This is a genomic window from Nonomuraea sp. NPDC001831 (genome assembly GCF_042892035.1).
Taxonomy (GTDB): domain Bacteria; phylum Actinomycetota; class Actinomycetes; order Streptosporangiales; family Streptosporangiaceae; genus Nonomuraea.
The window spans coordinates 159313-171543 of sequence record NZ_JBIATU010000014.1; the positions used below are offsets into that span (position 1 = coordinate 159313).

Below are 12231 nucleotides of genomic sequence, written 5' to 3' on the forward strand. Positions count from 1 at the left end.
CGCTCCTTCCAGCGGGATCTGCCCCATGCAACCAAGTTGAGATTTCAACTATTCCGCCGCGTCACGGGATGCGGGACATCATCCGTTCCATGCCGTTGATCCAATTGTCGCGCAGCGCCTGGACGGCCTTGGCCGGCTCGTCGGCCAGCAGGAACTCGGCGATGCGGCGGTGCTCGGCGGCCTCGCGCTCCAGGGGGGCGTCGTCGCCGGCGATCAGGTGCGCGTAGCGGCGCATGCCGGCCTTGACGCTGGTGATGAGGTCGAGCAGGCGCTCGTTGCGGCAGCCGCTCAGCAGCAGGTCGTGCCACTCGTCGTCGTGGCGCTCGATGACCTGCTGCTCGGCCACGTTGTCGGGGAAGTCCTGGGCCAGCTTGAGCAGGTCGGGGGCGATCGAGCGCAGGTGGGCCGGGTCGGAGCAGTCGAGGGCCAGCGACTCCAGGGCGGCCACGATCTCGCACAGCTCGCGGAACTCGCGCCGGCTGACCGGCGCGAACCGGAAGCCGCGGCCCTGGTTGCTCTCCAGCACGCCCTCGCCCGCCAGCGTGATCAGCGCCTCGCGCAGGGGAGTGCGGCTGACGCCCAGGTCGGCGGCGAGGGAGGCCTCGTTGATGTCGGTGCCGGCGGCGAAGTCGCCTCGGTCGAGCCGGCTCAGCAGCTCTTCCCTGATCTGCTCACGCAACGGTCGCCGCTCGATCGGCATGGGGGACTCCCTCTCGTTCAGGACAACCGAATCTTAACCCTTGACGTGATGCAAAATACTGCACTATGAATTCGGCATACAAAATATTACATTGCATGATCGAGGAGTTCGAGTGGGGCTGACCCGGATACCGGGGCTGCTGTTCGGCGGGGACTACAACCCCGAGCAGTGGCCGGAGGAGGTGTGGGCCGAGGACGCGCGGCTCATGGCCGAGGCCGGGGTCAACATGGCGACCGTCGCGGTGTTCTCCTGGTCGCGCCTGGAGCCCGAGCGCGGGGTCTACGACTTCGGCTGGCTCGACCGGGTCATCGACCTGCTGCACGAGCACGGCATCGCCGCCGACCTGGCCACCGCGACCGCGACGCCGCCGCCGTGGCTGGTGCGCGAGCACCCCGAGATGATGCCGGTCAACGCCGACGGCGTGCGGCTGGAGTTCGGCTCCCGGCAGGGCTACTGCCCGAGCTCGCCGGTCTACCGCGAGCACGCCGTACGGATGGCCACCGCGATGGCCGAGCGCTACGGCGACCACCCGGCGCTGGCCATGTGGCACATCGGCAACGAGTACGCCGACCACACGCTGGAGTGCTTCTGCCCCGAGTCCGCCGCCCACTTCCGCCGCTGGCTGGAAGAGCGGTACACGACCGTCGGCGGCCTCAACGCCGCCTGGGGCACCTCCTGCTGGGGCCAGCACTACACGTCCTTCGGCCAGGTCGAGCCGCCCAGGACGGCCCCGGGCCCGGTCAACCCCGCCCAGCTGCTCGACTGGCGGCGGTTCTGCAGCGACGCCCTCCTGGAGCTGTTCCTGGCCGAGAAGGCGGCGCTGCGCGCGATCACGCCGGACGTGCCGGTCACCACGAACTTCATGAGCATCCTGCACGGCCTCGACTACTGGAAGTGGGCCGCGGCCGAGGACCTGGTGAGCGACGACGCCTACCCCGACCCGGCCGACCCGACCTCGCACGTGCAGGTGGCGCTCAGCTACGACCTCATGCGCTCGCTGCGGCAGAAGCCGTGGCTGCTGCTGGAGTCCGCGCCGTCCGCGGTGTCCTGGCGCGAGGTGAACGTCCCCAAGCCGCCCGGCATGATGCGCCTGCACAGCCTCCAGGCGCTCGCCCACGGCTCCGACGGCGTGATGTTCTTCCAGTGGCGGCAGGCCAAGTACGGCCCCGAGAAGTTCCACTCGGCGATGTTGCCGCACGGCGGGACGCGTACCCGCGGCTGGCGGGACACCCTGGCGCTCGGCGCCGACCTGCGGCGGCTGTCGGAGGTCGCGGGCAGTGAGACCCGCGCCCAGGTCGCGCTGGTGCTCGACTGGCCGAGCTGGTGGGCCCTGGAGGCGCCGGAGTCCATGCCGTCCAACCGGCTCAGGCTCAAGGAACTGCTGCTGGCCTGGTACGCCCCGCTGCACGCCAGGGGCATCGCGGTCGACCTCGTGCCGCCCGGCCGGGACCTGTCGCCGTACGAGCTGGTCATCGCCCCGAACCTGTACATGTGCACCGCCGAGCAGGCCAAGGCGCTGGAGGCCTACCAGGGCAGGCTCGTCGTGGGCCCGTTCAGCGGCGTCGTGGACGAGAGCGACCAGGTGCACGAGGGCGGCGCGCCCGGCCCGCTGGCCGGCCTGCTCGGCATCGCCGTGGAGGAGTTCTGGCCGCTCGCCGACGGGGACGTCCAGCGCACCGGCCTGGGCGAGGCCCGCACCTGGGCCGAGTGGATCAGGCTGGAGGGCGCCGAGCCCGTCGCCCTGTTCGAGGGCGGCGACCTGGACGGCCTGCCCGCCGTCACCCGCAAGGGCACGGCCACCTACGTCGGCTGCCTGCTCGACGACGTGACGCCGGTGCTGGAGCCGCTGCTGGACGGCATCGACCGCATCGACGTGCCGCAGGGCGTGGAGGCCGTCAGGAGGGGCGGCCACCTGTTCCTCCTCAACCACACCACCGCCCCGCAGCCGGTCACGCTCCCGCACCCGGGGACGGACCTGCTCACCGGGGCCGAACTGCGGGGCGGCATCGAGCTGGCCCCGCGCGACGCCGTCGTGCTCAGGATCGAAGGAGACAAGTGACGCACCCGTACATACCCAACGCCGAGCCGGGCGTACGAGCCGAGATGCTCGCGGCGGTCGGCGCGTCGAGCGTCGACGAGTTCTACGCCGACATCCCCGCCGAGCTGCGGCTCGACCGGCCCCTCGACCTGCCGGCGCCGTTCACCGCCGAGCGCGACCTGGTGCGCCACATGAAGGGGCTGTTCGCCCGGACCACCGACACCGAGGAGGCGCTCAGCTTCCTCGGCCACGGCTGCTACCCGCACCACGTGCCCGCCGTCTGCGACGAGGTCAACTCCAGGAGCGAGTTCCTGACCGCGTACGCGGGCGAGCCGTACGAGGACCACGGCCGCTTCCAGGCCCTGTTCGAGTACGTCAGCATGATGGGCGAGCTCCTGGAGATGGACGTCGTCAACGTCCCCACCTACGACGGCTTCCAGGCCTCGGGCACCGCGCTGCGCATGGCCTGCCGCTACACCAAGCGGTCGAAGGTGCTGGTCACCGGGGCGATCGGCGCCGACAAGCTGAGCAAGCTGCGTGACTTCCTGGCCCCCGACATCACCATCGAGCTCGCCCCGGTGGCCGAGGACGGGCAGATCGGCGAGGTCGCGCTCGACGACTCCTACGCCGCCCTGTACCTCGAGACCCCGAACGTCTACGGCGTCGTCGAGACCCGTGGCCGGGAGCTGGCCGACCACGCGCACGCCGCCGGCGCGCTGCTGGTCGTCAGCGCCGACCCCATCTCCCTGGGCGTGCTGGCCCCGCCGGCCTCCTACGGCGCCGACATCGTCTGCGGCGACATCCAGTCGCTCGGCATCCACCAGAACTACGGCGGCGGCCACGCCGGCTACATCGCCACCCAGGACCACGAGCCGCTGGTCGCCGAGTTCCCCTCGCGCCTGTTCGGCATCGCCCCGACGAAGGTCCCCGGCGAGTACGGCTTCGGCGACGTCTTCTACGACCGCACCTCCTTCGCCCTGCGCGAAGAGGGCAAGGAGTGGGTGGGCACGGCCGCGGCCCTGTGGGGCATCACGGCCGGGGTCTACCTCGCGCTCATGGGCCCGCAGGGCATGAAGGAGCTCGGCGAGACCGTCCTGGCCCGCACCCGGTACGCGATGGACGCCCTGGGCCGGTCGGTCACCGTCCGGCACGCCGGCTCGGTGCACTTCCGCGAGTTCGCGATCGAGGTGGCCGACTCCGCGTCGCTGCTCGCCGCGCTGCGCGAGCGCGGCATCTACGGCGGCGTCCCGCTGGACGAGCGCACGGTGCTGGTCTGCGTGACCGAACGCCACACCATCGACGACATCGACCGGCTCGCGGCAGCCGTACAGGAGGTTGTGCAGGCATGAGCGGGCACGGAGCCGAGTCCTTCGCGGAGCTGCCGGTGGCGCCCAAGCCGCCGCTGCGCCGCTTCCACCAGGCACGCTGGGACGAGCCGATCATCTTCGAGCTGTCCAGCCCCGGCCGCCGCGGCATAGCCGTGCCCGAGCCGGGCGCGCCGAAGGTCGAGCTGCCCGAGGGCGTCGGGCGGGCCACCCCGCCGAAGCTGCCCGAGATGTCGCAGCCGCACGTGGTGCGGCACTACCTGCGGCTGTCGCAGGAGAACCTGGGCGTCGACCTCAACATCGACATCGGCCAGGGCACCTGCACGATGAAGTACAGCCCGAAGGTCAACGACCAGTTCGCCAACGCGATCGCCGAGCTGCACCCGCTGCAGCACGAGGACACCGTGCAGGGCGTGCTGGAGATCTACTGGCGGCTGGAGCGCATGCTGGCCGAGATCTCCGGCATGTCGCGGGTGTCCCTCCAGCCCGGCTCGGGCTCGGCGGCCATCTACGCCAACATCGCCATGATCAGGGCCTACCACGCCGCCCGCGGCGAGGGCCACCGGGACCAGGTCATCACCACGATGTTCTCGCACCCCTCGAACGCGGCCTGCGCCAAGGTCGCCGGGTACGAGGTCATCACCCTCATGCCGGACGCCAACGGCCTGCCCGACATCGAGGCGCTGCGCGCCGCCGTCGGCCCGCGCACGGCCGCCCTGATGATCACCAACCCCGAGGACACCGGCATCTACAACTCCCGGATCAAGGAGTTCGTGGACCTGGTGCACGAGGTCGGCGGCCTGGCCTGCTACGACCAGGCCAACGCCAACGGCATCCTCGGCATCACCAGGGCCCGCGACGCCGGGTTCGACCTGTGCCACTTCAACCTGCACAAGACGTTCTCCACGCCGCACGCCTGCGGCGGCCCGGCGGCCGGCGCCTGCGGCGTCTCGCCGGAGCTGGAGCCGTTCCTGCCCGGCCCGGTCGTCTCCTTCGACGGCGACTCCTACGGCCTGGAGACGCCCGCGCAGAGCGTCGGCAAGATCCGGCCGTTCCTCGGCGTCACCCCGAACATCGTGCGCGCCTACGCCTGGATCATGACCCTGGGCGCGAAGGGGCTGCGCGAGGTGGCCGAGACGGCGGCGCTGAACAACAACTACCTGATGCACAAGGTGCTGCAGATCCCCGGGGCCTCGGCGCCGTGGAACCAGCGCCGGATCGAGCAGGTCCGCTACTCCTGGCAGGAGCTGTCGGAGGAGACGGGGGTGCACTCGGAGGAGATCGGCGTGCGCGCCGCCGACTTCGGCGTCCACTACTGGACCAGCCACCACCCGTACCTGGTGCCGGAGCCGTTCACGCTGGAGCCGACGGAGTCGTACTCGCGGGAGGACCTGGACGAGTACGCGGCGATCCTGGAGCACGTCGCCTCGGAGGCGCGGCGGGATCCGGAGTTCGTCAAGGGCGCGCCGTACAACCAGACGATCCACAAGATCGACCCGACGCCGCTCGACGACCCCAAGCAGTGGGCGCCGACCTGGCGGGCGTACGTGCGCAAGCACCTGGCCGCGGGCGGCTGAGCCATGACGTCCGGAGGGAACGGCGTGATCGGGCTGGTCGTCAACCCGGTCGCCGGGCTGGGCGGGTCCGTGGGGCTCAAGGGCAGTGACGGCGCCGACGTGCAGCGCGCGGCCCTGGCCAAGGGCGCCGAGCCCAAGGCCGGGCGGCGGGCCGCGCAGGCCGTCGCCACGCTGCTGGCCCGCCGTCCCGGGGCCCGGCTGGTGACCGTGGCGGGGGCGATGGGCGAGGACAGCGCCCGCGCCGCCGCGGTCCCGTACGAGCTGGCGCCCTCCGGCGTCCAGGACAACGACGTGAGCACGGCCACGACCACGGCCGCGGACACCCGGGCGGCCGTCGCCGCGCTCGCCGGCGTGGACCTGCTGCTGTTCGCCGGCGGCGACGGCACGGCCCGCGACGTGCTCGACGCCGTGCGGGAGCTGGGCGGCCAGGCGCCGCCGGTGCTCGGGATCCCGGCCGGGGTCAAGGTGTACTCGGGGTGCTTCGCGCTCAGCCCGGCCACCGCCGGGTTCGTGGCCGCCGACTTCCTGGCCCGGCCGGACAGCGTCGAGGCCGAGGTGGTGGACCTCGACGAGGAGCGCTACCGCCGCGGGCTCGTCAGCCCCCGGCTCTACGGTAGCCTGCGCGTCCCGGCAGGTCGCGCGGCCCTGTCGGGGCGCAAGGCGGGCTCCTCGGACGCGGTTCCGGCCACGGTCGAGGGCATCGCCCGGGAGGTCGCGGCCCGGCTGCGGCCGGGGGCGCGCTACGTGCTCGGTCCCGGCGCCACCACGGCGGCCGTGGGCAGGGAGCTCGGGCTCGCCACCACGCTGCTCGGCGTGGACGTGATCGAGGCCCGCGCGGGCGGTGGCGCCGACCTGGTGGCCGCCGACGTGACCGAGGGGGAGCTGTTCGAGCTGGTACGCGGCCGGGAGACGGTCATCGTGCTGTCGGTGATCGGCGGCCAGGGCTTCGTGCTCGGCCGCGGCAACCAGCAGGTCTCGCCGCGGGTGCTGGACGAGGTGCTCGGCGGTGTCCCCGGTGACGGCGACCGGCTGGTCGTGCTGGCCACCCAGCAGAAGCTGGCCGGGCTCGGCGGACGGCCGCTGCTGGCCGACAGCGGGGACCAGGAACTGGACCGGAAGCTGGCCGGGCACGTACGGGTGATCACCGGATACCGCGAAAGCACGATTTATCGCATTTGTGCGGCAAGTGAGGAGTTCTACGGATGAACAGGCTCGATGGCAAGGTCGCGATCGTCACCGGCGGTGCCTCCGGCATCGGCCGGGCGACGGCGTTGCTCTTCGCCGAGGCGGGCGCCCAGGTCGTCGTCGCCGACATCGACGGCGCCGGGGCCGAGGCGACGGCCAAGGAGATCACGCGGACGGGTGCGGCCGCGGTGGCCGTCCAGGGGGACGTGTCCGCGGAGGAGGACTGCCGGCGCATCACCCGCACGGCCGTGGACACCTACGGCGGCCTGCACGTCCTGTTCAACAACGCGGGCATCATCCGCCGCACCACCGCGCTCGACCTCGACGCCGACGAGTGGGACCGGGTGATGGCGGTCAACGTGCGCTCGGTGTTCCTGATGTGCAAGCACGCCATCCCGCTCATGACCGAGGGCGGCTCGATCGTCAACACGGGCTCCGGCTGGGGCCTCAAGGGCGGTGGGAACGCGATCTCCTACTGCGCCTCCAAGGCGGCCGTCGTCAACATGACCAGGGCGCTGGCGATCGACCACGCCAAAGCCGGGATCCGGGTGAACTCCGTCAACCCCGGCGACACGAACACCCCGATGCTGCGGGACGAGGCCCGTCAGCTCAACGAGGACTGGGCCGCCTTCGAGGCCGACGCCGCCGACCGGCCGATGGGCCGCTCGGGCAGCCCCGAGGAGATCGCCCAGGCCGTCCTCTTCCTGGCGAGCGACGCCGCCAGTTACGTCACCGGTTCCGCTCTCGTCGTCGACGGCGGCGGGCTCGCGTAGCCCCCAACAGCACCACCCCCCGAAGGAGCCCATCATGAAGCGTGCGCTGGCCGTACTGGGTCTGCTCGCCACCGCCGCCACCGCCTGCAGCGGCGGTGGAGGGAACGTTCCAGGCGTGAGCGGGAACGCCGCCGCAGGGCAGGTCACCATCCGCTGGTCCACGTGGGGATCGGCGGAGGACGTCAAGCTCTACGAGTCCTTCACCAAGGACTTCGAGCAGCGTCACCCCAACATCAAGCTCAAGCTGGAGTCCGTCGCCAAGTACGAGGACTACCACCCCAAACTGCTCGCCCAGCTCACCAGCGGCACGGCCCCCGACGTGTTCTTCGTGGGCGACGACAACATCGGCAAGTTCGTCTCCGCCGGTGTCGTCTCGCCGCTCAACGACCAGCTCGCGGGCCCGGACTCCAAGAGCAAGCCCGAGGACTTCTTCGAGGGCGTGTACGGCGGCGCCAAGAAGGACGGCAAGATCTACGGCGTCCCGAACGACACCAACCCCGAGGTCCTCTGGTACGACAAGAAGGCACTGAAGGCCGCCGGCATCACCGAGGACCCGGCCACCCTCAACGCCTCCAAGCAGTGGACCATGGCCAAGTACCTGGACATGAACGCCAAGCTCAAGGCCGCGGGCCTGGGCGGGTCCGTCTACTGGAACTGGTACGGATCCACGTACTCGGTCATCTCCGGCTTCGGCGGCAAGGTCTGGGACGGCGGCAAGTTCGTCGCCACCACCGACCCCAAGTCCCGCAAGGCGCTGGAGACCCTGGCCAAGGGCTACCAGGACAAGACGTTCCTGAGCGCGGACCTGCAGCCCGCGAGCAACAGCGGGAACACCCAGCTCATCAAGCACAAGGTCGGCTTCTACGCCGGCGGCCGCTGGGTGATCGACATCGTCAAGAAGGGCGGTGAGCTGGACAACTACGACATCGTCCCGTTCCCGTCCGAGACCGGCGAGCCGATGCCCGGCGCCGTGGCGGCCTCCTACCTGTCGCTCAACAAGGGCACCAAGCAGCCCAAGGAGGCCTTCACCTTCCTGACGGAGTTCGTCAGCAAGGAGGGCCAGCTCCTGCGGCTCAAGGACGGCGGCGCGGTGCCCTCGATCAAGGGCGCCGAGCAGGTCGTGCTGGCCGGCAACTACCCCGCGCACGCCCAGACGTTCCTCGACGTGCGGGACACCGGCTTCGCGAACTACCCCGAAGAGGTCGCGGTGCCCGGCCTGACCGCCTCGATCAACGAGCACCTGATGAAGGTCTGGCAGGGCAAGCTCGGCTTCGAGCAGGGCATGACCGAGCTGCAGACCCTCGTCGACGGCAAGCTGGGCTAGCGGATGGCCGTGCTCGCCGGGCCGCGCGGCAAGACCGCCGCGCGGCCCGCCAAGAAGCTGCGCGACCGCGACGGCTGGTGGGCCGCGATCTTCCTCGCGCCGCAGGTCGGCGCGCTGGTGGTGTTCCTGGTGATCCCGCTCGGGTTCGCCGTGGTGCTGGCCTTCATGAACTGGGACGGGCTCGGCGAGAAGTCGTGGGCCGGGCTGTCCAACTTCGCCGCCCAGCTCACCGACCCGCTGTTCGGCCGCGCGGTGTGGAACACGGTCAAGCTGGCGCTGCTGACCGTGCCCTTCGGGCTGGCCCTGGCGGTGCTGATCGCGGTGGCCCTGAACAGCATCAAGGGCAGCAACGTCTACCGGGTCGTGTACTTCATGCCGGTCGTCACCAGCTCGGTGGCCGTCGCCCTGATGTGGCAGGTCATCCTGGCCGGCGACGAGAACGGCGTGCTGAACACCTCGCTGCAGCGCTGGTTCGGCGTCAGCGGCCCCGACTGGCTGCTCGACCCGGGCTGGGTCATCGTGGCGATCGCCGTGGTGACGATCTGGTCCTCGCTCGGCCTCAACGTGGTGATCTTCATGGCCGGGCTGCAGACCATCCCGCCGCAGGTCGTCGAGGCCGCCCGGATCGACGGCGCGAGCTCCTTCCGGATCTTCCGGTCGGTCACGCTGCCGCTGCTGTCGCCGACGATCTTCTTCTCCAGCGTGGTCGCGGTGATCAGCTCGTTCCAGGCGTTCGACCAGATCTACGTGCTGGTGGACCCCAAGGACAACGAGGGCGCGCGCACGATCGTGTACCACATCTTCGACCTCGGCTTCAAGAAGTTCGAGTTCGGGCCGAGCAGCGCGGCCGCCCTGATCCTGCTGGTGCTGACGCTGCTCGTGACGCTGGTCCAGTTCGCCGCGCAGAAGCGCTTCGTCCACTACGACTCGTGAGGCGGTACGCATGAGATCACGGCAGATCGGACTGCACGCCGCGCTCACGGTCGGCGGGCTGCTGATGTTGTTCCCGTTCGTGTGGATGTTGTTCACCTCCGCCAAGGGCGTGCGGCAGATGATCAACGACCCGACCGCCTGGCTGCCCGACCCCTGGACCTGGCAGAACTATCCGGACGCGCTGTCGACCATGCCGTTCGGGCTGGCGTACTGGAACAGCTTCTACATCGCCGCCCTCAACGTGGTGCTCACCCTGCTCACCTCGGCCATGGCCGCCTACGCCTTCGCCCGGATCAGGTTCAGGGGCTCGGGCGTGCTGTTCGTGCTGTTCCTGGCCACGCAGATGGTGCCGTCGCAGGTGACGATCGTGCCGCTCTACCTGATGCTGGCCAGGTTCGGCTGGATCGACTCGCACCTGTCGCTGATCGTCCCGACGATCGCGAACCCGTTCGCGGTGTTCCTGCTGCGCCAGTTCATCAGGGCGGTGCCGATCGAGCTGGAGGAGGCGGCCAGGATCGACGGCGCGGGCCGGTGGCGGTGCTTCTGGAGCATCGTCCTGCCCAACATCCGGCCCGGTCTCGGCGCGCTCGGCATCATCGTGTTCCTGGCGTCCTGGAACTCGTTCCTGTTCCCGCTGATCTTCCTGAACACGCCGGAGCTGGCCACCGTCCCGCTGCTGCTCAGCCAGTTCGCCCAGCAGCACGGCGCGACCGACTACGGGCAGATCCTGGCGGCCTCGGCGATCGCCGTGGTGCCGACGCTGATCGCGTTCCTGATCGGGCAGCGGAAGATCATCAACTCGATGGCCGCCTCCGGCCTGGGAGGAAAGTAAGTGCTGGACCTGCGCGAACGTCCCTTCACCGAGCGCGGCTCGCGGCTGCTCGTCATGGCGGCCGACGACGGCTCGCTGCGCGTCGCCGAGGCGCTCTACGAGACCCGGCTCGACGACACGACCGTCCGCGCCGGGCTGCGGTTCTACGCCGGTTCCCGGGAACTGCGCGTACGCCGGGCCCTGCCCCACCGGGTGGAGTTCGACGGTGACGTGACCCTGGCCTTCGCCGACCCCGACACCCTCGTCGCGGTCGGCGAGGGCGCCAGGGCCGTCTGGGACGGCGGCGAGGCCGCCGTGGACGGCTGCCTCACCCTGGCCGGCGAGCGGACCGTCACCGACGGCGCGAAGGTGCTGGCCGAGGCCGCCGAACGCTGGGCCGCCTGGTTCGCCCGGATGCCCGCCGTCCCCGGCGAGCTGCGCGAACGCGCCGAGCAGGCCTGGTGGACGCTGGCCGTCAACCTGGTGCGCATCCAGGGCAGGGAATCCCTCATCCCCTCCAAGTACGGCTACGTCGGCCTGTGGAACTGGGACTCCTACTTCCACGCCATCGCCCTGCGGCACGCCGACCCCGCCCTGGCCAGGGAGCAGATCCGCATCCTGCTCGACAACCAGCGCCCCGACGGCCTGATCCCGGACGTCGTGCACGACCACGGCGTGCTCGCCGAGACCACCGACCTGCCCCGCTCCGACCTGGCCCGGCTGGCCCAGCACGTCGGCGGCGAGCCGATCCGGCACGTCGTGCCCGTCACCAAGCCGCCGCTGACCGCCTGGGCGGTGTGGAAGATCCACGAGGTGGACCCCGACCCGGGCTTCCTGGCCGAGGTCTACGAGCCGCTGGTCAGGTCCCAGCAGTGGTGGTTCGCCCACTCCGACCCGGACGGCGACGGCCTGGCCGAGTACCTGCACCCGTACTCCTCGGGCCTGGACGACAGCCCCATCTGGGACGGCGGCCCGCGCGCCGAGCCCCCGGACCTCAACTCCTACCTGGCCCTGCAGTACGACCGCCTGGGTGACATCGCCGCCGCGCTCGGCAAGGACGCCGGCGAGTGGCGGGCCAGGGCCCAGGCACTGGTGGACCGCATGGTCGAACGCCGCTGGAACGGCCGCCGCTTCGTCACCAAGGTCGCCGGCGCGGCCGACGCCGACGTGCGCACGCCGCTCGACCTCATGCCGCTGCTCACCGGCCGCCTCCCGGCCGGGATCGCCGACCGGCTGGTCCAGGACCTGACCTCGCCCGCCTTCTGGGGCGAGCGGCCGGTCCCGACGGTGGCCTTCGACGACCCGCGCTTCGACCCCGACGCCATGTGGCGCGGCCCGGTCTGGCTGAACGTCAACTACCTGCTGATCGACGGCCTGCGCCGCTCGGGCCACCCGGACGTCGCCGCCGAGCTCGCCGCCCGCACCCTGGCCATGGTGCGCGACGGCGGCGGCCTGTACGAGTACTGGAACCCCCTCACGGGACGGCGGGCGGGCCGCGCCACGACCGGCTTCGGCTGGTCCTCGGCCCTGTTCGTCGACCTCGCCCACGCCGCCCTCTGAGAGCG

The 12231-nt window shown here is 71.0% G+C and carries 10 protein-coding genes; 9 read left to right on the forward strand and 1 reads right to left on the reverse strand.

Translation table 11 applies throughout. The features are described from left to right. Window positions 1-61: 61 nt before the first annotated feature. The gene (locus ACFYYW_RS36025; RefSeq protein ID WP_352326109.1) at window positions 62-700 is read right to left on the reverse strand and encodes a GntR family transcriptional regulator; all 639 of its coding nucleotides are present in this window, start codon (window positions 698-700) and stop codon (window positions 62-64) included. Window positions 701-812: 112 nt separating this feature from the next. Between ACFYYW_RS36025 and ACFYYW_RS36030 the strand changes: the two genes are divergently transcribed. The 9 genes from ACFYYW_RS36030 to ACFYYW_RS36070 are packed head-to-tail and all read left to right on the forward strand — an operon-like array spanning window position 813 to window position 12226. Next, entirely contained in the window at window positions 813-2759 is a 1947-nt protein-coding gene (locus tag ACFYYW_RS36030) for a beta-galactosidase (protein ID WP_352326110.1), read from the forward strand. Next, entirely contained in the window at window positions 2756-4087 is a 1332-nt protein-coding gene (gcvPA, locus tag ACFYYW_RS36035; RefSeq protein ID WP_387655666.1) for an aminomethyl-transferring glycine dehydrogenase subunit GcvPA, read from the forward strand. The genes ACFYYW_RS36030 and gcvPA overlap by 4 nt, the downstream gene beginning before the upstream one ends. Further along, window positions 4084-5640, forward strand: a complete 1557-nt coding sequence (gene gcvPB, locus ACFYYW_RS36040) for an aminomethyl-transferring glycine dehydrogenase subunit GcvPB (protein ID WP_352326113.1) — start codon at window positions 4084-4086, stop codon at window positions 5638-5640. The genes gcvPA and gcvPB overlap by 4 nt, the downstream gene beginning before the upstream one ends. Before the next feature lie 3 nt (window positions 5641-5643). Further along, a complete protein-coding gene (locus ACFYYW_RS36045; RefSeq protein ID WP_387655669.1) occupies window positions 5644-6846 on the forward strand; it encodes an ATP-NAD kinase family protein in 1203 nt (400 codons plus the stop codon). Then, window positions 6843-7598 carry an SDR family NAD(P)-dependent oxidoreductase gene (locus tag ACFYYW_RS36050; RefSeq protein ID WP_352326115.1) on the forward strand — a complete coding sequence of 252 codons (756 nt, stop codon included), beginning with the start codon at window positions 6843-6845 and terminating at the stop codon, window positions 7596-7598. The genes ACFYYW_RS36045 and ACFYYW_RS36050 overlap by 4 nt, the downstream gene beginning before the upstream one ends. Window positions 7599-7632: 34 nt before the next feature. Next, window positions 7633-8922 (forward strand): extracellular solute-binding protein, encoded by a 1290-nt coding sequence (locus ACFYYW_RS36055; RefSeq protein WP_387655672.1) that lies wholly within the window; start codon window positions 7633-7635, stop codon window positions 8920-8922. A 3-nt stretch (window positions 8923-8925) separates the two neighbouring features. Further along, entirely contained in the window at window positions 8926-9855 is a 930-nt protein-coding gene (locus ACFYYW_RS36060; RefSeq protein WP_387655675.1) for a carbohydrate ABC transporter permease, read from the forward strand. 10 nt (window positions 9856-9865) lie between these two features. After that, window positions 9866-10687, forward strand: a complete 822-nt coding sequence (locus ACFYYW_RS36065; protein ID WP_387655678.1) for a carbohydrate ABC transporter permease — start codon at window positions 9866-9868, stop codon at window positions 10685-10687. Beyond that, window positions 10688-12226, forward strand: a complete 1539-nt coding sequence (locus ACFYYW_RS36070; protein ID WP_364412455.1) for a glycogen debranching protein — start codon at window positions 10688-10690, stop codon at window positions 12224-12226. Window positions 12227-12231: the final 5 nt, after the last annotated feature.

Excerpts from the sequence above, each read along its gene's own strand:
- ACFYYW_RS36025 (WP_352326109.1), bottom strand. The coding sequence starts at position 700 with ATGCCGATCGAGCGGCGACCGTTGCGTGAGCAGATCAGGGAAGAGCTG.
- ACFYYW_RS36055 (WP_387655672.1), top strand. The coding sequence starts at position 7,633 with ATGAAGCGTGCGCTGGCCGTACTGGGTCTGCTCGCCACCGCCGCCACC.
- ACFYYW_RS36060 (WP_387655675.1), top strand. The coding sequence starts at position 8,926 with ATGGCCGTGCTCGCCGGGCCGCGCGGCAAGACCGCCGCGCGGCCCGCC.
- ACFYYW_RS36065 (WP_387655678.1), top strand. The coding sequence starts at position 9,866 with ATGAGATCACGGCAGATCGGACTGCACGCCGCGCTCACGGTCGGCGGG.
- gcvPB (WP_352326113.1), top strand. The coding sequence starts at position 4,084 with ATGAGCGGGCACGGAGCCGAGTCCTTCGCGGAGCTGCCGGTGGCGCCC.
- ACFYYW_RS36045 (WP_387655669.1), top strand. The coding sequence starts at position 5,644 with ATGACGTCCGGAGGGAACGGCGTGATCGGGCTGGTCGTCAACCCGGTC.
- ACFYYW_RS36050 (WP_352326115.1), top strand. The coding sequence starts at position 6,843 with ATGAACAGGCTCGATGGCAAGGTCGCGATCGTCACCGGCGGTGCCTCC.